17 protein-coding genes and 1 tRNA gene are annotated in these 22,331 nt (G+C 65.4%); 1 reads left to right on the forward strand and 17 read right to left on the reverse strand.

The annotated features are described in order from the left end of the window. Positions 1-116: 116 nt before the first annotated feature. Together VXJ25_RS07405 and VXJ25_RS07410 are read right to left on the reverse strand one after the other, a co-directional pair. Positions 117-2,894, reverse strand: coding sequence for a YfhO family protein (locus VXJ25_RS07405; RefSeq protein WP_330958574.1), 2,778 nt, complete (start codon positions 2,892-2,894; stop codon positions 117-119). After that, on the reverse strand, positions 2,891-3,793 hold the full coding sequence (locus VXJ25_RS07410; RefSeq protein ID WP_330958575.1) for a carbohydrate deacetylase: 903 nt from the start codon (positions 3,791-3,793) through the stop codon (positions 2,891-2,893). Before VXJ25_RS07410 ends, VXJ25_RS07405 begins: the two co-directional genes overlap by 4 nt. Before the next feature lie 192 nt (positions 3,794-3,985). Between VXJ25_RS07410 and VXJ25_RS07415 the strand changes: the two genes are divergently transcribed. Then, positions 3,986-4,987: a glycosyltransferase family 2 protein gene (locus VXJ25_RS07415; protein ID WP_330958576.1), complete on the forward strand. Its 1,002-nt coding sequence runs from the start codon at positions 3,986-3,988 to the stop codon at positions 4,985-4,987. 158 nt (positions 4,988-5,145) lie between these two features. Here VXJ25_RS07415 and rpsJ read toward each other — a convergent pair whose 3' ends face one another. The 15 genes from rpsJ to tuf form a co-directional block, all read right to left on the reverse strand. Then, a complete protein-coding gene (gene rpsJ / locus VXJ25_RS07420; RefSeq protein WP_326832150.1) occupies positions 5,146-5,454 on the reverse strand; it encodes a 30S ribosomal protein S10 in 309 nt (102 codons plus the stop codon). Between the two features lie 45 nt (positions 5,455-5,499). Further along, positions 5,500-7,599 (reverse strand): elongation factor G, encoded by a 2,100-nt coding sequence (gene fusA / locus VXJ25_RS07425; RefSeq protein ID WP_330958577.1) that lies wholly within the window; start codon positions 7,597-7,599, stop codon positions 5,500-5,502. Between the two features lie 14 nt (positions 7,600-7,613). Next, entirely contained in the window at positions 7,614-8,084 is a 471-nt protein-coding gene (gene rpsG, locus VXJ25_RS07430) for a 30S ribosomal protein S7 (protein WP_330958578.1), read from the reverse strand. A gap of 43 nt (positions 8,085-8,127) precedes the next feature. After that, positions 8,128-8,502 carry a 30S ribosomal protein S12 gene (gene rpsL / locus VXJ25_RS07435; RefSeq protein WP_330958579.1) on the reverse strand — a complete coding sequence of 125 codons (375 nt, stop codon included), beginning with the start codon at positions 8,500-8,502 and terminating at the stop codon, positions 8,128-8,130. A 294-nt stretch (positions 8,503-8,796) separates the two neighbouring features. Further along, a complete protein-coding gene (locus VXJ25_RS07440; protein ID WP_330958580.1) occupies positions 8,797-13,251 on the reverse strand; it encodes a DNA-directed RNA polymerase subunit beta' in 4,455 nt (1,484 codons plus the stop codon). 5 nt (positions 13,252-13,256) lie between these two features. Beyond that, positions 13,257-16,772 (reverse strand): DNA-directed RNA polymerase subunit beta, encoded by a 3,516-nt coding sequence (rpoB, locus tag VXJ25_RS07445; protein ID WP_407941924.1) that lies wholly within the window; start codon positions 16,770-16,772, stop codon positions 13,257-13,259. A gap of 248 nt (positions 16,773-17,020) precedes the next feature. Then, on the reverse strand, positions 17,021-17,395 hold the full coding sequence (gene rplL / locus VXJ25_RS07450; protein WP_330958582.1) for a 50S ribosomal protein L7/L12: 375 nt from the start codon (positions 17,393-17,395) through the stop codon (positions 17,021-17,023). A 70-nt stretch (positions 17,396-17,465) separates the two neighbouring features. Then, a complete protein-coding gene (gene rplJ, locus VXJ25_RS07455) occupies positions 17,466-17,993 on the reverse strand; it encodes a 50S ribosomal protein L10 (RefSeq protein WP_330958583.1) in 528 nt (175 codons plus the stop codon). Positions 17,994-18,308: 315 nt separating this feature from the next. Continuing rightward, positions 18,309-19,013, reverse strand: a complete 705-nt coding sequence (gene rplA, locus VXJ25_RS07460) for a 50S ribosomal protein L1 (protein ID WP_330958584.1) — start codon at positions 19,011-19,013, stop codon at positions 18,309-18,311. Between the two features lie 87 nt (positions 19,014-19,100). Continuing rightward, positions 19,101-19,529, reverse strand: coding sequence for a 50S ribosomal protein L11 (rplK, locus tag VXJ25_RS07465; protein ID WP_330958585.1), 429 nt, complete (start codon positions 19,527-19,529; stop codon positions 19,101-19,103). Positions 19,530-19,627: 98 nt separating this feature from the next. After that, entirely contained in the window at positions 19,628-20,194 is a 567-nt protein-coding gene (gene nusG, locus VXJ25_RS07470) for a transcription termination/antitermination protein NusG (RefSeq protein WP_330958586.1), read from the reverse strand. 2 nt (positions 20,195-20,196) lie between these two features. Further along, positions 20,197-20,577, reverse strand: coding sequence for a preprotein translocase subunit SecE (secE, locus tag VXJ25_RS07475; protein WP_330958587.1), 381 nt, complete (start codon positions 20,575-20,577; stop codon positions 20,197-20,199). 70 nt (positions 20,578-20,647) lie between these two features. After that, a tRNA-Trp gene (locus VXJ25_RS07480) sits at positions 20,648-20,723 on the reverse strand. A gap of 14 nt (positions 20,724-20,737) precedes the next feature. Next, a complete protein-coding gene (gene rpmG / locus VXJ25_RS07485) occupies positions 20,738-20,878 on the reverse strand; it encodes a 50S ribosomal protein L33 (protein ID WP_456238752.1) in 141 nt (46 codons plus the stop codon). 244 nt (positions 20,879-21,122) lie between these two features. After that, the gene (gene tuf / locus VXJ25_RS07490) at positions 21,123-22,328 is read right to left on the reverse strand and encodes an elongation factor Tu (RefSeq protein WP_330958589.1); all 1,206 of its coding nucleotides are present in this window, start codon (positions 22,326-22,328) and stop codon (positions 21,123-21,125) included. Positions 22,329-22,331: the final 3 nt, after the last annotated feature.

The raw sequence follows: 22,331 nt of genomic DNA on the forward strand, positions 1-22,331 counted from the left end.
ACTGTCCTAGTTACGCAGCCGTTCCATATTACACGCGCGCCGCGCGCTTCACAATGTCTTCGCAGAAGTCTCTCCCCATCTAGCAGGGGCTCCGTATTCCACTGTCCCGGGCGTATCTATGCCCCCTCGCGGCCCTCCTGGCGCAGCCGCGGCCTCCTCTGGGCCAAGGCACGCCAAGCGAGGAAGCAGGCGATGGCGCCTGCGCTCGTGGCCGCGCCCACCCCGAGGCCGGGCGCCTCGTAGGTCAGGGTGATGACGTGCTCGCCGCGGGTGACGTCAACGCCGCAGAAGGCGCCGTAGAGTCGTCTGAGCTCGACGGGCTCGCCGTCCACCTCAGCGCTCCAACCCTTCTCGTAGGGCACCCGGAGGAACACCGCCTCGTCCCTCGCGGCGTCGAAGTCCACCCTCACGCTCCCGTCGTGCACGTCGAGGGCACGCTGGCCGTTGTCTAGGCCATTCAGGCCGCGGGAGAGGACGCCCTCATCGAGCGTCACGACGCGCAGCAGCCTGGAGACGTCCTCGCCGAGCTGCAGCTCACGCAGGCCCTCGACGCTCGAGTCCAGGGTCGACGAGTCGTAGTCGAGCTCCACGGTGAGGACCTCTCCTGCCTGATGCATCCCGAGGCAGATGACGTTGTTGTCGAACGCGCCGCCGAAGCACTGCACGCACGTCCCATTGACCAGGACCCTTCCGCTCACGCACTTGCCCCTGCTCGAGATCTCGGTCTGCAGGGGAAGGTAGACGTAGGGCGTGCCCGTCGCCAGCACCTCGACCGTGAAGGTGCGGCGCAGCGTGCCCGGCGCGTCAGAGTCCGCGAGGCGCACGCGAGCCTCCACGTAGGGCGCCTCTGAGGAGCCGGTGGCGTCGGCGAACATCGCGACCTGGTTGGCGATGGCGTCCTCGGACCACGAGACGGAGCCGCTCGCCTCGGGGGCAAGCCCGTGGGCGAACGTCACCCCGTGCTCGTAGCGATGGACGGTGTGGCCGACTATCCCCTCGGAGACCACGTCCGTCGCACCCGGGACCTCGCCCTCGTCGATGACGTAGTCCACGCCGATCAGAGAGTCGGTCAGCTCCATGGGGCAGTTGTAGAAGTAGCCGAAGTAGCTCCGCTTGGACCTGGAGTAGCCAAGCGCCTGCATGAGCGTCACCGCGTCATCCGTGACCGTCGAGGAGTACTCGCTCATCCCCTGCGAGGGGATCGTGAAGCCCTCCGCGGTGGTGGCGCCATTGTACCTGCGGAGGCCCATGTAGCCGACGGACGCCTGCCCCACCATGAGCGACGCCTCCTCTCCTGCGGCCACGCCGGCGTCCGCGTAGACCTCGTCGTAGACCCCGCGCAGGGCCGTGAGGTAACCGCGGTAGAAACCCGAGGTGGTCTTGCAGCGGGAGAAGGCGCACCGGGCGTCGAAGCCGCACTCTGCGCACGCCAGGGCGACCACGAGCACCGAGGCCGCGACGGCCGGCCATGATGTCGGGCAGCCGCCGCGCGCGGGGCGGTTGGCGAGCTCGAGGGCCGCCTCAAGGACCGCCGGCTCCACGAGCAGGGCGCCCACCCCCACGCAGGCGTTGCGCAGCGTACCCTCCGGAGCCGAGCCGCCCGCGACGAGGCACCAGGTGGAGAGGCCCACGAGCAGCGCCGCCCCGGCGGCGGAGCCGGCGACGAGCATCCTGCGCTCGCGATCCGCCAACGGGCAGACCCCGTCGGCCGCCTCGCGCGCCACGACGACGAGCGCGAACGAGATGACGAAGGCGTGCCGGTAGAAGAAGGAGTCCGCCTTGCGCAGGACGCTCCACAGGTTCATGGCCCCCATCACGAGGGTGCCCGAGAACACGAACATGAGCAGCAAGGCGAGGGTCAGCCTGCGCGAGCGGCCCACGCGCCTGTTGGCGAGGCCGGCGATTGCGAGGACGAGCGGGAGCGCTCCCGTGAAGATGCAGGGGACGTTCGCCCAGTCGTCGGGGGGCACGGTACCCGCCGCGTAGTACGCGAACAGGTCCTGCGGCCAGAGGACGCAGGTGTCGTCGAGGAGCACGTGCGCCGAGAGGTCCCCCTCGACCCCCTGGAGGAGCCCCAGCACCGCCGGCAGGAACACGACCGCGCTCGCCGCGAGCCCCAGCGCCATGGTGAGCGCGTAGCGCCCCAGCGTGCGCCACACGCGCCTCTCGCCCGCGGGCTCCCCCTGAACGCACACGAGGACGTAGGCGACCGAGAAGAGACAGGCCATGTAGCTCGTGTACCAGTTGAACAGCGTCGCACACGCGACTGCGGAGAAGAGCGTCAGGCAGCGGCCGTCGTGGACGAGCCGCCAGGTCCCGAGCGCCACCAGGGGCAGCATATAGACGCCGTCGAGCCACATGACGTTGCTCGCCTGGCACACGGCGAAGCCGCAGAGCGCATAGCACGTCGAGAGGACGAGGCTCAGCATCCCTTGGGAGAAGCGCTTGCGCAGGAAGGCGTAGCAGGTGAGCCCAGCCAGCGAGAGCTTCCCCAGGACCGCCATGGAGAAGAAGAGCGGCACGTCGGCGTAGTCGAAGAGCGCGAGCAGCAGGTTGAAGGGACTCGAGAGGTAGTAGGCGAAGAGCGCGGCCGTGCCACCGCCCATGCCGTGGGAGAAGGAGTAGAACAGCGAGCCCTGCCCATGCATGACCTGGCAGAGCCATCCGAAGAACCCGACGTACTGGATGTGCATGTCCGAGATTGAGACGGTCAGATCCCCGAAGGGGTAGATCCCGAGGCTCCAGAAGACCGCGCAGAGCACGCCGAGGGGGATGAGTGCCGAGAGCGCATACTCCCACAGACACCGGTCGCGTACGTCCTCCGACGCACGCGGCGACGCCACGGCCGCCCCCTCCCCCGTCTCGAGCGGCGCCCTCGCGTCTGTGCGCGTCATCGTGCGCCCCCGTCGAGAAGCGCGCTCCCGCCCGGACCCAGCGCCATGAGCGCCCGGCGCTCGACGTCACGTCCCCCCGAGAGGTAGAACTCGGGGAAGCCCTTGAGGGTGGGATCGAGGCAGCGCGACGGGTCGTCAAGACCACCCGGGTGGAACAGGAACTCGATTCCCATTCCACGCTCCTCGGCAAGCCTGGCGTAGGCAGGGAAGACCGCGCGCACCCGCTCCTCGCTCATGGAGCCCGAGAAGAGCACGCCGCAGAACAGGGCGCTCACTTCCTCGTAGTCTGCGAGCAGCCGCCTGTCGCGCCCCCAGCACCAGTTGAGGACCAGGTGCTTCGCCCAGTTGATCGGCCGGATCGAGGCGAGTATGGCGGGCTTTAGGAAGGGCGCGGTCGGCTCGGCGGGGATGCGAAGGTACTCGAGGTGGAAACCGCCCTCGCGCACGGCGGCGAGCGTTGCCGCGAAGACCGCCGGAATCAGCTGGAAGTGCTGGTGCCCGTCGACCCTGAGGCGGCTCGCCTCCTCGGGGAACCGGCCCACGAAGCGGGCGACCTGGGCGGCGACCTCGAGGCCGATCTGCCGTCTCAGCTCCTCCGACCCCGGTGCCTCCGTACGTGCGAGGAGCTCGGCGAACCCGCGGCGAAACATGCCCCTCCCGTCGACGAGCAGGGGGATGCTGGCTGGGTCCGCGCAGCAGGGGCCCTCGACCAAGTTGAGGTGCACGCCGATTCTCACGCCTTCGGGCCTGGCGTCCAGGAGCCGTGCGCACTCCTCGAAGCACGGGCTCGTGACCATCACGGAGGTGGAGTTGAGCGCACCGCCCTCGGCGCACGAGAGGATCGCCCTGGACTGCTCGGCGTCTATGCCGAAGTCGTCCGCGTGGAACACTACCTTCATTTCTCTTCGACTCCTCGGTCCGGCCACGCGCCGCCCGTCGCCCCGTCGTGCGCGAGGCGGACGACTGTGTAGGCGCAGCGACGCTTTCAGAGGACCCGTTAATCGACGTTTATCATCAGATAAGGTTATCATTGTTCGAGTCTCGGCCGGCGTCATGGCCGAGACCACCACCGGAACGCACAAAGGGATCTCATGGACCTCTCCGTCATAGTCCCCTGCTACAACGAGGCTGAAAGCCTCCCGTCCTTCGTAGACGCCGCCACGTCCGCCTTCTCGCCGCTGGGAGACTCTTGGGAGCTGATCTTCGTGAACGATGGCTCCTCTGACGGCACCGAGGGATTCCTGAGGGCGTTCGTCGGCTCTGGGCGGGCTCCGCACGCGACCCTCGTTAACTTCTCGCGCAACTTCGGCAAGGAACCGGCGCTCCTCGCTGGGCTCAGGCAGGCGCGTGGGTCGGCCGTCGCCTTCATCGACGCGGACCTCCAGCAGCCTCCTGCGACGCTGGTCGAGATGTACCGCCTTCTCGAAGGGCACGACGAGTACGACGTCGTCGCCGCCTGCCAACGCGAGCGACCGGACCACTCGCTCAGGAGTCGCCTCAGCGCAGGGTTCTACGGCCTCTTCAACCGTGTGTCCGACATTACCCTCGAGCCCGGCGCCTCTGACTTCCGCGTCTTCCGTCGCGAGGTCGCAGACGCCCTCCTGTCGCTTCCCGAGTGCCACCGCTTCACCAAGGGGCTCTTCGCCTGGGTCGGCTTCAGGACGCTTCCCTACCCCTACGCTCCCGACGAGCGCGTCTCCGGCAAAAGCAGGTGGAGCATGCGGGGGCTCACCCGCTATGCTCTGGAGGGGATGGTATCGTTCACTACCGTCCCCCTGCGCATCTCGGGCTACGTGGGCGCCGTCGCCGCCGTCGTCGGCTTCGTATACATCATCTTCGTCCTCGTCGACGCGCTCGTGCTGCGCAACACGCCTGCCGGCTATCCCACGCTCCTCTCCGTGATGCTCCTGCTCGGCGGCCTCATCCTGCTCTCCCTCGGCATAATCGGTGAGTACGTGGCCCGCATCTACCTCGAGGGCAAGCGCCGTCCCGCCTACATCGCCGCCTCCATCGTCAGCTCCGACGCGACGAATGAGGACGGACGCCCCACGACATCGGGCATGGACGCGCGCGTTCCCACCCCTACGCGCTAGCCCCTTCATACAAACCGACGAGGAGGCCCCCGCACCGAGACGGAGGCCTCCCTTTCGGTGCAGGTAGGCCTGGCGAAGGCACCCAACGCCCGCAATACGAGTGGGCGGCCCCGGACTCGTCGTCCGGGGCCGCCTCTGGTCAGACCTTCTGACCTAGCCTAGAGCTTAATCTCGATGTCGACGCCAGCGGGGAGGTCGAGACGCATCAGCGAGTCGACGGTGCTGCTGGACGGGTCGAGGATGTCGATGAGACGCTTATGGGTGCGCATCTCGAACTGCTCGCGCGAGTCCTTGTCCTTGTGCGGCGAGCGGATGACCGTGTAGAGGTTGCGCTCGGTGGGCAGGGGGATGGGGCCCGAGACGCGGGCGCCGGTCTTCTGCGCGGTATCGACGATGAGCTTCGCGGACTGATCCACTACCTCGTGGTCGTAGCCCTTGAGGCGGATCCTGATCTTCTGGCTGGACACTTCAGTACCTCCATGAACGAGCACCTGGTGCTCTGACTAATCTGACTAGGACTCCTTGCCGCCGTTCTTGCTCACGATCTCGTCGCGGACGGCCTTGGGAACGGGCTCGTAGGCGTCGAACTGCATCGTGTAGCTCGCGCGGCCCTGAGTCTGGGAGCGGAGGTCGGTGGCATAGCCGAACATCTCGCCCAGGGGCACCTTCGCGCGGATGACCTTGGTGTTGGAGCGGTCCTCCATGCCCTCGATCTTGCCGCGACGGCTGGACAGGTTGCCCATGACGTCGCCCATATACTGCTCGGGGGTCTCGACCTCGACCTTCTCGACGGGCTCGAGCAGGACCGGGTCGGACTCCTGCAGGGCCTTCTTGATGGCCATGGAGCCGGCGACCTTGAAGGCGGCCTCGGAGGAGTCGACCTCGTGGTAGGAGCCGTCGACGAGGGTGACCTTGATGTCCTGGACCGGGTAGCCGGCGATGACGCCGGAGTTCAGCGCCTCCTGGATGCCCTTGTCGACAGAGGGGATGTACTCCTTGGGCACGGAGCCGCCGACGGTGGCGTCGACGAACTCGTAGCCGAAGCCGGGCTCCATGGGCTCGAGGTCGATGACGGCATCGCCGTACTGGCCGCGGCCGCCGGACTGGCGGACGAACTTGCCCTGGACGCCCTTGACGGCGTGGCCGGCGGTCTCACGGTAGGCGACCTGCGGCTTACCGACGTTGCAGTCGACCTTGAACTCGCGGCGCAGGCGGTCGATGATGATCTCGAGGTGCAGCTCGCCCATGCCGGCGATGATGGTCTGACCGGTCTCCTGGTCGGTGTGGACCTGGAAGGTCGGGTCCTCCTCGGCGAGCTTCTGCAGGCCGACGCTCATCTTGTCCTGCTCGGCCTTGGTCTTGGGCTCGACGGCGACGTCGATGACGGGGTCCGCGAACTCGATGGACTCGAGGATGATCGGGTGCTGCTCGTCGGCTAGGGTGTCACCGGTGGTGGTGTTCTTGAAGCCCACCGCGGCGACGATGTCGCCGGCGGAGCACGCCTCGCGGTCGACACGGTCGTTCGCGTTCATCTCGAGGATCCTGGAGAGGCGCTCGCGGTCGTCCTTGTTCACGTTGTAGACGTAGGAGCCCGAGTCGAGGTGGCCGGAGTACACGCGGAAGTAGGTCAGCTTTCCGACGTAGGGGTCGGTCATGATCTTGAAGGCAAGGGCGCTGAAGGGCTCCTTGATGTCAGCCTTGCGGGTGATCGTCTCGCCGGTCTTGGGGTCCGTGCCCTCGACGGGCGGGATGTCGAGCGGTGACGGCAGGTAGTCGACGACGGCATCGAGCAGCTCCTGGATGCCCTTGTTCTTGTAGGCGGAGCCCACGAAGACGGGGTTGAGCTGGTTGGCGATGACGCCGGCGCGGATGGCAGCCTTGAGCTCGTCGACCGTGACCTCCTGCTCGTCGAGGACCTTCTCCATGAGCTCGTCGGAGAACTCGGACGCAGCCTCGAGGAGCTCCTCGCGCTTCTCGGCGACGATGTCAGCGAACTCGTCGGGGATCGCGTCCATGGGCTCCGGGTAGATCATGCCCTTGGAGTCCTCCTTGAAGTCCCACGCGGTCATCGTGACGAGGTCGATGAGGCCCCAGAAGTTGCTCTCGGAGCCCATGGGAACCTGCGCGGCGACGGCGTTGGCGCCAAGGCGCTCCTTCATGGTGTCGATGGCGTGCCAGAAGTCGGAGCCCACGCGGTCGAACTTGTTGATGAAGGCAATGCGCGGGACGTTGTAGTTGGCAGCCTGGCGCCAGACGGTCTCGGACTGCGGCTGGACGCCGGCGACGGCGTCGAAGACGGCGACGGCACCGTCGAGGACGCGCAGGGAGCGCTCGACCTCGGCCGTGAAGTCAACGTGCCCCGGCGTGTCGATGATCTGGATGATGTAGTCCTTCCAGAAGCACGTGGTGGCCGCGGAGGTGATGGTCACGCCGCGCTCCTGCTCCTGGACCATCCAGTCCATGGTGGCGGCGCCGTCGTGGACCTCGCCGATCTTGTGCGTCTTGCCCGTGTAGTACAGGATGCGCTCGGTCGTGGTGGTCTTGCCGGCGTCGATGTGGGCCATGATGCCGATGTTGCGAAGCTTGTGAAGGTCGTACTTGTTCTTAGCCATGTGTCGCTAGCCCCTTAGAAACGGTAGTGCGAGAAGGCGCGGTTGGCCTCGGCCATCTTGAACAGGTCCTCGCGACGCTTGACGGAGGCGCCGACGCCGTTCGCGGCGTCCATGATCTCGTTGGCGAGGCGCTCGGCCATGCTGTTCTCCTTGCGGGCACGGCTGAAGTTGACGATCCAACGGATGGCGAGGGTCGTGGCACGACGGGAGTTGACCTCCATGGGCACCTGGTAGGTAGCGCCACCGACACGCTTGGGCTTGACCTCGAGGGTCGGGCGGACGTTGTCCATGGCCTTCTTGAAGACGGCCAGCGGGTCGGACTCGGTCTTCTTCTGGACGAGGTCGAAGGCGGTGTAGACGATGCGCTCTGCGGTGGCCTTCTTCCCGTCAAGCAGGACCTTGTTGATGAGCTGGGTCACGAGACGGTTGTTATAGACGGCGTCGGGAGTTACCTCACGACGGACTGCTGCTGCACGACGCGGCATATGATATCTCCTCTAATCAAGATTCCGGATTCGCCTGGAGTCCCTACTCCTTGGGGCGCTTGGCACCGTAGCGGGAGCGGGCCTTCTTGCGGTTCTGGACTGCAGCGCAGTCATAGGCGCCGCGGATGACCTTGTAGCGGACACCGGGGAGGTCACGGACGCGGCCGCCGCGGACGAGCACGATCGAGTGCTCCTGGAGGTTGTGGCCCTCGCCGGGGATGTAAGCGGTGACCTCGATGCCGTTGACGAGACGGACACGCGCGACCTTGCGGAGGGCGGAGTTCGGCTTCTTCGGCGTGGTGGTGAAGACGCGGGTGCAGACGCCACGCTTCTGCGGGTTGTGCTGCAGCGCTGCGTTCTTCGACTTCGAGGCAGTACGGGTGCGCCCCTGGCGTACGAGCTGGTTGATAGTAGGCAAAGCTCTCTCCTTCTCAGAGACATACGGATGGCGGTGCGCGAGCACCTATGTATCAGGGACGACGCAGCACCGCCCTCCCGGATTGTCTATCTGCGCACGTGTCCCCTCCTGGCGGCACGCGGAGGAAACTTTACGCCCACGCACCGCTGTTGTCAAAATACCACGGAGCCGGGCGTATCCACATTCCACGAGAGCTGCACAAGGAAGATGAGGAAGGCCCCCACCGGTCGTGCCGGCAGGGGCCTCCTCGTCTCTCTCGTACGGGCCCGCAGATATCGCGAGCCTAGGTCGGGGCTACTCCTCCTTGGAGCCCTCGCCCTGCTCGCTCTCCCCCTCGTGCTTTACGACCTGGGAAAGAAGGTCATCCAAGGACCCGAGGTCCTCGTTGATGACGCCGTCCGCCAGCTCGGAGCCGTCGGCGGAGCTCCCGCCGATGAGCTCGTCGTCTTCGTAGTGGCGCTTCGCGGGAGCCGCCGTGCCCAGCATGACGTCGTCGCTGTCGGGCGAGAAGACCATGTTGAGCAGCTGCGAGAGGTCCTCGGCGTCCGCCTCATCGTCGTCCGGCTCGAGGATGTAGAGAAGACCACGGGCTTCGAGGCCGTCGCGCAGCTCCTCGATCGCCTTGGCGCCGATGCCGTCGATCCTGAGCAGGTCGTCCTCGGTCTTGCCGATAAGGTCGCCGACCGTCTCGATACCCACCTCGCTGAACTTGTTGGTCCAGCGCTGCGAGACGCCCAGGTCGTCGAAGAGGTAGAGCTTCGCCTCCTCGCTCGTGAGCGTGCGGCCGTTCTTGGAGTAGACCCCGCCGTAGCCGTAGTCGTCACCGACCCAGTCGAGCTGCTTGGGCAGCTGCTCCTCGAGCTCCTTCAGAGAGTCCGGCGCCCACTCGGGCAGGTTCTTGGCAAGCGGCGACGTGGGTCCCTCGATCCGCTGGCCGTGGTAGGTGAGCTCCACGTCGTTGTAAGCCTTGAGACCGGTGCCCGCCGGGATCTTCTTGCCCACGATGACGTTGGACTTGAGGTCCAGCAGGTGGTCGACATCGCCCTCGATGGCGGCCTCGGTGAGGACGCCCGCGGTACGGATGAACGACGCGCTCGAGAGCCAGGAGTCGATCGAGCTCGCGACCTTGAGGGTGCCCAGGATGACGGGCTCGGCCTCGGGAGGCGTGCCACCGGCGAGCGTGATGTTGCGAACGGTCTCAGCGAAGACGTAGCGGTCCACGTACTGGCCGAGCAGGTAGGTGGAGTCGCCCGGGTTGGTGACCTGGACGCGGCGCAGCATCTGGCGAGCGATGACCTCGATGTGCTTGTCGTTGAGGTCGACGCCCTGGGAGGTGTAGACGTCCTTGACGGACTCGACGAAGGTGTGCATCGTCGACTCGATGTCGGTCAGCGTGCGGAGCTTGCGGAAGTTCACGAAGCCATAGGTGATCTGATCTCCCGCGCGGACGTCGACGCCGTCCTCGATACCGGGCATGAAGCGCACCGACGCCGGGACGCGCTTCTCGACCAGGATGCGCGAGTTGTCCTCGGGGTCCAGGATCTGGAGGAGGTACTCGGTCTGCTCGGGGATGATGCGGAGCCGGCCGGAAACGCTCGCGAGGTCGGCGGCGCGACCGAGGATCTTCTCGTTGACGTTGCCGACGACGTCGAACATGCGGGCGACGGTCGGGAGGCCCTGCGTGATGTCCTCGGCGCCTGCGACGCCGCCGGAGTGGATCGTGCGCATCGTGAGCTGGGTGCCCGGCTCGCCGATCGACTGCGCGGCGATGATGCCGACGGCCGTGCCGATGTTGACCGGGCGACGCGTGGCCAGGTCCCAGCCGTAGCACTTCTGGCAGACGCCGTACTTGGAACGGCAGGTGAGAAGGGCCCTGAGCTCTACCTTGCGCAGGCCGGCGTCCCATAGGCGCTGGAGGTCGGCCTTGGACTCGATGTAGCCGTCCTTGGCGACGAGCACCTCGCCGGTCTCGGGATCGACGATGTCATTCAAGGCGCAGCGCCCGATGAGGTCGGTGTCGAGCTCGGTCGCGCCGGGCTTCATGAGGTTGTAGGTGACACCCTCGTCGGTACCGCAGTCCTCCTCGCGGACGATGACGTCCTGGGCCACGTCGACGAGCCTGCGGGTGAGGTATCCGGAGTCGGAGGTGTGCGACGCCGTGTCGACCAGGCCCTTGCGGGCGCCGTAGGTGGAGATGAAGTACTCGAGCGGCTGCAGTCCCTCGCGGAAGTTGGCCTTGATCGGCAGGTCGATCGTGTCGCCGGACATGTCGGCCATGAGACCACGCATGCCTGCGAGCTGGCGGAGCTGCGTCTTGGAGCCACGGGCGCCGGAGTCGGCCATCATGTAGATGGGGTTGTCCTCGGCGAAGCCCTCGAGCATCTTGGAGCCGAGCTCGTCGGTGCACTCCGTCCAGGCGTTGACGACCTCCTTGTGACGCTCCCTCTCGGCGAGGAAGCCGTCCTCGTAGTACTCGTTGATCTGGTCGACCTTGTCCTGTGCCTCGTCGAGCATCTGCTGCTTCTCGGCGGGGATGACGGCGTCCCAGACGGAGACGGTCAGGCCCGCGCGGGTGGCGTAGTGGAAGCCGGTCTGCTTGATGGCGTCCAGTATCGGCTCGACGTCGGAGGTCGAGTAGCGGTCGCAGCAGTCGTTGACGAGCTTGGAGATGTCGCCCTTGTTCATCTTGTAGTTGATGAAGGGGTAGTCAGCGGGCAGGCACTGCTCGTTGAAGATGACGCGGCCGATCGTGGTCTCGAAGCGCACCGAGCCCTCAGTGACGTCGAAGTCCACGGCATGGCCCCACTTGTCGAGCGTGCGGAAGATCCTGCGTCCGCCCTCGACGACGTTGGCGTCGACTGCGTTGACGCGGACCTTCACCATGGCCTGGATGTCGACGTTGTCGCGGTTGTCGTAGGCCAGGATGGCGTCCTGGAAGCCGGCGAACACGCGGCCCTCGCCCTCGACGCCGGCCTTGGCGCTCGTCAGGAAGTAGGTGCCGAAGACCATGTCCTGCGAGGGGACGGTCAGCACCTTGCCGGACGCCGGCGAGCGCAGGTTGTTGGTCGAGAGCATGAGGACGCGGGCCTCGGCCTGTGCCTGCGTGGAGAGCGGCACGTGCACGGACATCTGGTCGCCGTCGAAGTCGGCGTTGAAGGGAGCGCACACCAGCGGGTGCAGGTGGATCGCCTTGCCCTCCACGAGGACCGGCTCGAAGGCCTGGATGGAGAGCCTGTGCAGGGTCGGCGCGCGGTTGAGCAGGACGAGCTTGTTCTTGATGACCTCGTCGAGCACATCCCACACGGCCGCGGAGCCGCGGTCGATGGCGCGCTTGGCGCCCTTGATGTTCTCGACCTTGCCGAGCTCGACCAGACGGCGCATGACGAAGGGCTTGAAGAGCTCGAGGGCCATGGTCGACGGGAGGCCGCACTGGTGCAGCTTCAGCTGGGGGTCGGTGACGATGACGGAGCGGCCGGAGTAGTCGACGCGCTTGCCGAGCAGGTTCTGGCGGAAGCGGCCCTGCTTGCCCTTGAGGGACTCGGCGAGCGACTTCAGCGGCCTGCCGCCGCGACCCGTGACGGGACGACCGCGACGACCGTTGTCGAAGAGGGCGTCGACGGACTCCTGGAGCATGCGCTTCTCGTTGTTGACGATGATCGCGGGGGCGTCGAGATCGAGCAGCCTCTTGAGGCGGTTGTTGCGGTTGATGACGCGACGGTAGAGGTCGTTCAGGTCGGACGCGGCGAAGCGGCCGCCGTCGAGCTGCACCATCGGGCGCAGGTCGGGCGGGATGACCGGGATGACGTCCAGGATCATGTTAGCCGGGTCGTTGTTGCCCTTGAGGAAGGCGTCGACGACCTCGAGGCGCTTTACGGCCTTCTCCTTCTTCTGCTTCTGGGCGTCGTCGGAGGCGACGATGGCGCGCAGCTCCTCGGCCTCCTTGGGGAGGTCGATGCCGCGGAGCAGCTCGCGGATGGCCTCCGCGCCCATGCCGCCCTTGAAGTAGATGGAATAGTAGCGCTTCATCTCGGTAAAGAGGGTCTCGTCGGCGACGAGCTGGCGCACCTCGAGCTTCATGAACTCGTTGTAGGCCTCGGTACGGAGCTGCTTCTCCTCCTCGTACTCCTCCTCGATGTCGGCGACCTCCGCCTTGATCTCGTCGGCGGAGAGGGGCTCGATGTCGGAGAACTCCTCGCCCTCGGGGCGCTCGCCCTGCTCGCGGACGCGAGCGATCTCGTCGTCACGCTCGGCATCGAGCTCCTCGAGGTCGGCAGCGAGCTCCTCCTTGAGGTCGGCGGCGTCAGCCTCGCGGGCCTCGGTGTCGATGCTCGTGATGATGTAGCTGGCGAAGTAGAGGACCTTCTCGAGGTCCTTGCTCTTGATGTCGAGAAGGCGCGCGAGCGGGAAGGTCGTGGGGCTCTTGAAGTACCAGATGTGGCTCACGGGCGCCGCGAGCTCAATGTGGCCCATGCGCTCGCGGCGGACCTTGGCGGAGGTGACCTCCACGCCGCAGCGCTCGCAGATGATGCCGCGGAAGCGGATGCCCTTGTACTTGCCGCAGGCGCACTCCCAGTCCTTGACCGGCCCGAAGATCTTCTCGCAGAACAGGCCGTCCTTCTCGGGCTTGAGCGTGCGGTAGTTGATCGTCTCCGGCTTCTTGACCTCGCCGTGCGACCAGCTCCTGATCTCGTCGGCGGAGGCGAGCGAGATCTTTATGGCATCGAAGTCAGTGGTGTCGAAATCAGCCACGTTCGCTACTCCTTATCAGTCTTGGTTGCGTCGCCGACGAGGTCCTCGTCCGCAGTCGCGGAGGGGGCCACGGCGCCGATCAGGTCGTCCGCGCTGTTGGCGCCAGCGAGCACGTCGAGGGGATCCTCGGCCGCCTCCTCCTGTGCCGCGTCGGAGCGACGCGGCTCCTCGCGGTACTTGAGCGGCTCGATGTCCAGGGCGAGGGAGCGGATCTCCTTGACGAGGACCTTGAAGGACTCGGGGATGCCGGGGTCGGGCACGTTCTCGCCCTTGACGATGGCCTCGTAGGTCTTGACGCGGCCGTTGGTGTCATCGGACTTGACCGTGAGGAGCTCCTGCAGCACGTTGGCGGCGCCGTAGGCGTACAGGGCCCAGACCTCCATCTCGCCGAAGCGCTGGCCACCGAACTGGGCCTTGCCGCCGAGCGGCTGCTGGGTGACGAGGCTGTAGGGGCCGGTCGAGCGCGCGTGGATCTTGTCATCGACCATGTGGCCGAGCTTCAGGATGTAGGAGGTGCCCACCGTGATCTTGCTCTTGAAGGGCTCGCCGGTGCGGCCGTCGTACAGGGTGGTCTTGCCGCGCTCGTTGAGCTGAGGCACGAAGTCCGCGTCCATGTGCTCGCCGTAGGTGATCATGGCCTTGTTGATGAGGTTGATGTTGCTGCGGCGGATGGCCTCGGCGACCTCAACGTCGGTCGCGCCGTCGAAGACGGGCGTGGAGACGTACATGGGGCCGGGGACGTAGCGCTTGGAGTCGGCGTCCTCGGTGTCCCAGCCGTGGGCGGCGGCCCAGCCGAGGTGGCACTCGAGGAGCTGGCCGACGTTCATACGCGACGGGACGCCCAGCGGGTCGAGAAGGACGTCGACGGGCGTGCCGTCGGCCATGTAGGGCATGTCCTCGATCGGCAGGACCTTGCAGACGACGCCCTTGTTGCCGTGGCGGCCGGAGATCTTGTCGCCCTGCTGGATCTTGCGGCGCTGCGCGACGAAGACGCGGACGAGCTCGTTGACTCCGGGCGGCAGGTCGTCGCCGGCCTCGCGGCTGAAGCGCACCACGTCGACGACGCGGCCGTAGGCGCCGTGCGGCATCTTGAGGGAGGTGTCGCGCACGTCGTGCGCCTTTGCGCCGAAGATGGCGCGCAGCAGCCTCTCCTCGGCCGTGAGCGCGGTCTCGCCCTTGGGCGTGACCTTGCCGACCAGGATGTCGCCGGGGCCGACCTCGGCGCCGATGCGGATGATGCCGTCGTCGTCGAGGTTGGCGAGCATGTCCTCGCCCACGCTCGGGATCTCGCGCGTGATCTCCTCGGGACCGAGCTTGGTGTCGCGGGCGTCGATCTCGTGGCGGGAGATGTTGACCGAAGTCAGGAGGTCCTGCTGGACGAGCCTGTCGGAGACGATGATGCCGTCCTCGTAGTTGTAGCCCTCCCACGGCATGTACGCCACGGTGAGGTTGCGGCCGAGGGCGAGCTCGCTCTGGTCGATGGAGGTGCCGTCGGCGAGCGGCTGGCCAGCCACCACGTGGTCGCCGACGTGGACGATCGGACGGTGGTTGATGCAGGTGCTCTGGTTGGAGCGCTCGTACTTGGGCAGGTCGTAGTTCTCCGGGCCCTTGTCGGTCGTGACCACGACGTGGGCGGCGTCGACCTCGGTGACGGTGCCGTCGTGCTCGGCGCAGATGATCTCGCCGGAGTCGATGGCGGCGCGGGCCTCCATGCCGGTGCCCACGTAGGGGGCGTCGGTCTGGATCAGCGGCACGGCCTGGCGCTGCATGTTGGCGCCCATGAGCGTACGCTTGGCGTCGTCGTGCTCGAGGAAGGGGATGAGGTTGGCGGCGACGGACAGCATCTGGCGGGGCGAGACGTCCATGTAGTCGACGTCGGCGATGTCGACCTGGGCCGGAGCGCCGAAGGAGCCGTCGAAGTCCACCGTACGGGCGATGACGCGGTCGGGGTGCGTGAGGTTGCCGTCGGCATCCGTGATCACGAACTCGCCGGTCTTGGGATCCACCGGCGTGTTGGCCGGGGCGATGTTGTGCTTCTCCTCCTCGTCGGCGGTCATCCACACGATCTCGTCGGTGACCTTGCCGTCGACGACCTTGCGGTAGGGGGCCTCGATGAAGCCGTAGGGGTTCACGTGCGCGTAGAGCGCGAGCGAGCCAATGAGGCCGATGTTGGGGCCCTCGGGGGTCTCAATCGGGCACATGCGGGAGTAGTGCGAGTTGTGGACGTCGCGCACGGCGGTCGGGACGTTGGTGCGGCGGCTGGAGCCAGACTTGTGGCCCGCGAGGCCGCCGGGGCCGAGCGCCGAGAGGCGACGCTTGTGCGTGAGGCCGGAGAGCGGGTTGTTCTGGTCCATGAACTGCGACAGCTGCGAGGAGCCGTAGAACTCCTTGATGGCCGCCACGATCGGGCGGATGTTGATCAGCGACTGCGGCGTGATGTCGTCGGCGTCCTGGGAGGCCATACGCTCGCGGACGACGCGCTCCATGCGACTCATACCGATGCGGAACTGGTTCTGGACCAGCTCGCCCACGGTGCGGATGCGGCGGTTGCCGAAGTGGTCGATGTCGTCGAAGCTCTTGGTGGTGTCGCCCTCGTGCAGCGCGAGGAGGTAGCGCAGGGCGGTGACGATGTCGTCGCTCGTGATGACGCGCGAGCCGCCCTCGTCGTCCATGCCGAGCTTCTTGTTGATCTTGTAGCGGCCGACGCGCGCGAGGTCGTAGCGCTGGTTGTTGAAGTAGAGGCCCTCGAGCAGCGACTTGGCGGAGTCGACGGTGGGAGGCTCGCCGGGGCGCTGGCGACGGTAGATCTCGAGGAGGGCGTCCTCGCGGTTGGTCGCGAGGTCGCGCTCGAGCGTGGAGCGGACCACGTCGGAGTCGCCGAGGAGGTTCATGATCTCGTCGTCGCTCTCGGCGATGCCCAGGGCGCGCAGCAGCAGGGTCGCGCTCTGGCGACGCTTGCGGTCGATGGAGACGACCAGGTGGCCGCGCTTGTCGACCTCGAACTCGAGCCAGGCGCCGCGGGCCGGGATGAACTGGCAGCGCTGGACCTCGACGCCGTTGTCCATCTCCTGGGAGAAGTAGACGCCCGGGGAGCGGACGAGCTGGGAGACGACCGCGCGCTCGGTGCCGTTGATGATGAAGGTGCCGCGGCCCGTCATGAGCGGGAAGTCGCCCATGAAGACGAGCTGCTCCTTGATCTCGCCGGTCTCCTTGTTGATGAAGCGGACGTCGACGAAGAGCGGTGCCTGATAGGAGATGTCCTTGGCGCGGCACTCGGCGATTGTGTTGGCCGGGTCGCCGAACTGGTGCTCGCCGAAGGTGACCTCCATGGTGTGCGCGGAGTTCTCGATGGGCGAGAACTCGGCGAAGGACTCTGCAAGGCCCTCCGTCATGAAGCGCTCAAAGGACTCCTTCTGCACCGAGATCAGGTTGGGCAGCTCCATCGCGGGAGGTATCTTGCTGAAGCTCACGCGCTGGCGCATCGTTTGGGCAGTGTTTTGGGAAGACTTTGCGGTAGTCACCAGGCACTTCCTCCTTCGAAAAAGTGGAAAAGCGGCATTTGTCGCAATCTAATAAACTACCCGGGCGCAAACCACAAGTCAATGTAAACCCTTGACTTGTGGTTCTTTTTCCACTAGGTTTGCTTGAATACCCCTCTAGCTGCGCAATCTTCGTCGAGGTTGTGGAGCGGCTGTGAAGGCATGATTGCGAGCACAAAAAAGGCCGGCCCCGGTGGGGCCGGCCTTCTCAGTAGGCGCGGAGTGCGAGCTTACTTGAGGGAGACGGAAGCGCCAGCCTCCTCGAGCTCCTTCTTGGCGGCCTCGGCCTCGTCCTTCTTGACGCCCTCCATGAGGGTGCCCTTCTTCTCGACGGCCTCCTTGGCCTCCTTCAGGCCAAGGTTGGTGAGCTTGCGGACGACCTTGATGACGGCGATCTTCTGGGCGCCGAAGTCGTCGAGGACGACGTCGAAGGAGTCCTTCTCCTCCTCGGCGGGAGCGGCGGCCGCAGGGGCAGCGGCGACGGCGGCGACGGGGGCGGCGGCGGAGACGCCGAAGACGTCCTCCAGCTCGTGAACGAGCTCAGAGAGCTCGAGGGCGGACATGCTCTTGAGAGCCTCGACGATCTCATCCTTGGTAACAGCCATGCTGGTTCTCCTTTAAACGGGCACCCTCCTGGGTGCCTGGTCAAGACGTGCGAACGAACGTGCGCGGGGGCTAGGCAGCCTCCTTCTCCTTCTGCTCGGCGACCTGGCTGAGCGCGGTGACGAGACCACGAGCAGGGCCGGCGCAGACGGAAGCGATGCCGCGGAGCGGCGCCGCCAGGACGTACACGAGCTGGGCGACGAGCTCGTCGTGGGACGGAAGCTCGGCGTAGGCCTTCGCAGACTCGGCGTCGAGCGCCTTGCCGTCGGCGATGCCTGCGACCCACTCGATCTTCTTCAGGGCCTCGGACTCCTTCTTGATCGCCTTGGCGGCGTCGACGGGGTCGTTCTCGAAGAAGACGTAGGCGCAGGTGCCCTTCAGCTTGTCGCTGATGTCAGGCAGGCCCGCGTTCTTGAGGGCGATGTTCACGATGTTGTTCTTGTAGACCTTCATCGTGGAGTTCGCGTCCCTCAGGGCGTGGCGAAGCTCCTGGGTCTCCTTGACGGTGAGACCGCGGTAGTCAATCACGAAGACGCCCTTGGAGGACTCGAGGGACTCGGTGACCTTCTGGAGCATGTCGATGTTTGCTTGTGCTGGCATTGAGTACACCTCCTTGTAATGCGATCTGGCACGAACTGCCGCAGAGGATGCACTCCAAAAAGGAGGGCTCCGTCTGACGCAGCCAGACGGAGCCCCTGAAGTGACGCCTTCGAAGCTACCTCGGCAGGCGGGATACCCCATTGAGCCTCACGGCACCGGCTGTCTCTGGCAGATAACGTGCAACGGTACGTATGCCCTTTCGGGCTCATAGCATTCTCGCAGCCCCGGCTGGGCTTGTCAACAAAAAAAGGCCGCCACGGGAGCCTGCTCCCGTAGCGGCACATTTTCTACACCCGAGAAGTACCTCGGGCTAGCCTACTCGGCCATGAAGTCGCGGGTGACGCTCGGGTCCACCTTGACGCCAGGGCCCATCGTCGAGGAGACAACGACGGACTTGATGTACTTGCCCTTCGCGCTCGACGGCTTGACGCGCAGCAGCTCGGTCAGCAGGGCGCCGTAGTTCTCCACGAGCTTCTCGGTGTCGAAGGACGCCTTGCCCATGGGGACGTGGCAGATGCCGTAGCGGTCGGCGCGGTACTCGACGCGACCGGCCTTGAGCTCCTTGACCATCTTCTCGACGTCCATGGTGACGGTGCCGAGCTTGGGGTTCGGCATGAGGCCGCGGGGGCCGAGGACGCGACCGAGGCGGCCGACCTTGCCCATCATGTTCGGCGTCGCGATGGCAGCGTCGAAGTCGATGTTGCCCTTCTGGACCTGCTCGACGAGGTCGTCGGAGCCGACGATGTCGGCGCCGGCAGCCTTTGCCTCCTCGGCCTTGGCGCCCTCGGCGAAGACCGCCACGCGGACGCTCTTGCCGGTGCCGTTGGGCAGGCTGATAGAGCCGCGGATGTTCTGGTCGGCCTTGCGGGTGTCGACGCCCAGGCGGATGGCGACCTCGACGGTCTCGTCGAACTTCGCGCTGGCGAGCTCCTTGACGAGCGCCATGGCTGCCTTCGGCGCGTAGAGCTTCTTCTCGACCTTCTCGGACGCGTTGTTGTACTTCTTGCCGTGCTTCGCCATTCTCTTACCTCCTGTGGTCACAGGGCGGCGTGGCCCTCCCACGTAGGCGCCCCGGGGGGCGCGGATTGATACTGCGAGCAGCTCCTGCTACTCGGCGATGGTGACGCCCATGGAGCGGGCGGTACCGGCGACGATCCTCTTGGCGGCCTCGATGTCGTTGGCGTTGAGGTCCGGCATCTTGATCTCGGCGATCTTGGTGAGCTGCTCCTGCGTGAGCTGGCCGACCTTGTCGCGCTGGGGCACGCCGGAGCCGCTCTTGAGGCCGAGCTCCTTCTTGATCAGCTGGGCCGCGGGAGGGGTCTTGGTGATGAAGGTGAAGGAGCGGTCCTCGTAGACGGTGATCTCGACGGGGATGATGTCGCCGGCCTTGTCCTTCGTCTCAGCGTTGAACTGCTGGCAGAACTGCATGATGTTGACCTGCGCAGCGCCCAGAGCGGGACCGACGGGAGGCGCGGGGTTGGCCTGGCCGGCAGGAATCTGGAGCTTGATGAAGTGCACTACCTTCTTCTTGGGCATGTTCCCTCCTAGGAACTCGTTGCTCTAACGAAGCTATGTCGCTGCCAGGCACAGAGAAGCATTCCTCACCGAATCAGTGGCTGGCAAGGTTGACCTGTCTACTCCAGGACGGTTACCTGGTCGAGGGTGAGCTCCACGGGCGTCTCGCGGCCGAAGATCATGAGCATGACCTTGACCTTGCCAGCCTCGAGGTTGACCTCGCTGACCTGGCCGTCGAAATCCGCCAGCGGGCCGGAGACGACCTTGATCGCCTGGCCGACCTCGAGGTTAGTCGAGGTGCGCTTGGGAGTTGCCTGCTGCTTGGGACCGACGTTGCCGGAGCGGCGCATGATCTTGTCGTACTCGGAGCGGCGAAGCGGCATGGGCGTGCCGTCGATGCCGACGAACCCGGTTACGCCCGGGGTGTTGCGTACGACGGCCCAGGTATTGTCGTCCACCTTGCGGTGGTCTGCCTCGATGTGGACGAGGACGTAGCCCGGGAAGACCTTGGACTCCTTGGTGGTGCGCTCGCCACCGTCCTTGATCTCCGTGACCTCCTCCATCGGGATCTGGATGTTGTCGATCTTGTCCTCGAGGTTGTAGGTCTCAATCCGGTGCTCGAGGTCGGTCTTGACCTTGTTCTCGTAGCCGGAATAGGTGTGCAGCACGAACCAACGCTTAGGCATTTCTACCCCCTCAAGCTCGTGAAGGCGACGAGCCCCGCTACGAAGCCCGTGTCGACGAGCCACACGCAGACGCCGAAGACGACGAGCATGGCGATGACGGCGAGCGAGTAGTTGCGCAGCTCGGTGCGGGAGGGCCAGACGACCTGGTGCATCTCGACGCGCACATCCTTGAAGTACGAGGACATGCGGGAGAGAGGCCCCCTCTTCTGCTTCTTCTCCGCACCCTTCCTAGAAGGTGCTGAACTCTTGCTGGCCTTCTTCACGTCAGCGCCCTTGGTAGGAGCGACGTCGACGCCGGACGCCTCATGGAGGGCCTCCAGCTCAGCGCGCTCCTGCTGCCGCGCCTTGCGGGCCGCCCTCTTGTTGCGTTCTTTCTTGGCCATCCGTGCACCTCCTAAAACCTTTATTCATAGAAACCGGCTAACCCCGAAGGGAAAGCCGGTGGTCAAAAGCTGGCACGCCAGGAAGGATTCGAACCCTCAACAAACGGTTTTGGAGACCGCCGCTCTACCATTGGAGCTACTGGCGTAGGTGGAAACTATTTTAGCGCGTTTCCTTGTGCACGGTGTGCTTCTGGCACCACGGGCAATACTTCTTCATCTCAAGACGCTCGGGGTTGTTAGCCTTGTTCTTGGTGATGGTGTAATTGCGACGCTTGCACTCGGTGCATGCGAGAGTAACCATTGTACGCATGAGTCCTCCTGTATGGCAACCGCGAGCAAGACCACCTCGCCCGTGGCACGGGTAAAGAACTTACCATTCTAGCGTGGGAGCTGTCAAACCCCATAGGCATCAAAGTCTAGGCGCCTACAAAACGTCCAAATATGAGTCCCAAAGTGTGACTCTGTATTCGTAACAAAGCATTGTTCAGTCATGCAAAAGGCCCGGCACCCAAGGGTACCGGACCTTACAACTCTAGATGCTAGAGCTACTCGACGATCGTGGAGACACGGCCGTCGCCGACGGTGTGGCCGCCCTCGCGGATTGCGAAGCGCAGGCCCTCCTCCATAGCGATCGGGTGAATCAGGTCGCAGGAGATGGTGACGTGGTCACCCGGCATGGCCATCTCGACCTTGTTGCCGTCCTTGTCGGTCAGCTCGTAGATGTCGCCAGTGACGTCCGTGGTGCGGAAGTAGAACTGGGGACGATAGCCGGAGAAGAACGGGGTGTGACGGCCACCCTCCTCCTTGGTCAGGACGTAAATCTCACCGGTGAACTTGTGGTGAGGGGTGACGGTGCCGGGCTTGCAGATGACCTGGCCGCGCTCGATGTCCTCGCGACGAATGCCGCGGAGCAGGATGCCGACGTTGTCGCCAGCCTCGCAGAAGTCGAGCGTCTTGCGGAACATCTCGATGCCGGTGGCGGTGGACTTCTGGGTCTCCTTGATGCCGACAATCTCGACCGGGTCGTTGAGGTTCAGGACACCGCGCTCGACACGGCCGGTCGCAACGGTACCACGACCGGAGATGGTCATGACATCCTCGATGGCCATGAGGAACGGCTTCTCGTCGTCACGGGCGGGCGTGGGGATGTAGGAGTCAACGGTGTGCATGAGCTCGATGATGGAGTCGACCCACTTCTGCTCGCCGTTGAGGGCGCCAAGCGCGGAGCCACGGATGATCGGCATGTTGTCGCCATCGTAGCCATACTCGGAGAGAAGGTCGCGGGTCTCCATCTCGACGAGGTCGATGAGCTCCTCATCGTCGACCATGTCGCACTTGTTCAGGAAGACGACGATGTACTTGACGCCGACCTGACGGGCGAGGAGGATGTGCTCGCGCGTCTGGGCCATCGGGCCATCGGTAGCGGCGATGACGAGGATGGCACCATCCATCTGAGCGGCGCCGGAAATCATGTTCTTGATGTAGTCGGCGTGGCCGGGGCAGTCGACGTGGGCGTAGTGGCGCTCCCAGGTCTCATACTCCTCGTGGGCGACGGAGATGGTGATGCCGCGCTGACGCTCCTCGGGAGCCTTGTCGATGTCCTCGAAGGGGACGAACGTCGCCTTGCAGCCCGGGGTCTCAGAGAGAACCTTGGTGATAGCGGCGGTAAGGGTGGTCTTACCGTGGTCAACGTGACCAATCGTTCCGATGTTTACGTGAGGCTTCGAACGATCAAACTTCTCCTTGGCCATGCG

This window comes from Olsenella absiana, from assembly GCF_036408855.1.
GTDB classification, from domain to species: domain Bacteria; phylum Actinomycetota; class Coriobacteriia; order Coriobacteriales; family Atopobiaceae; genus Olsenella_K; species Olsenella_K absiana.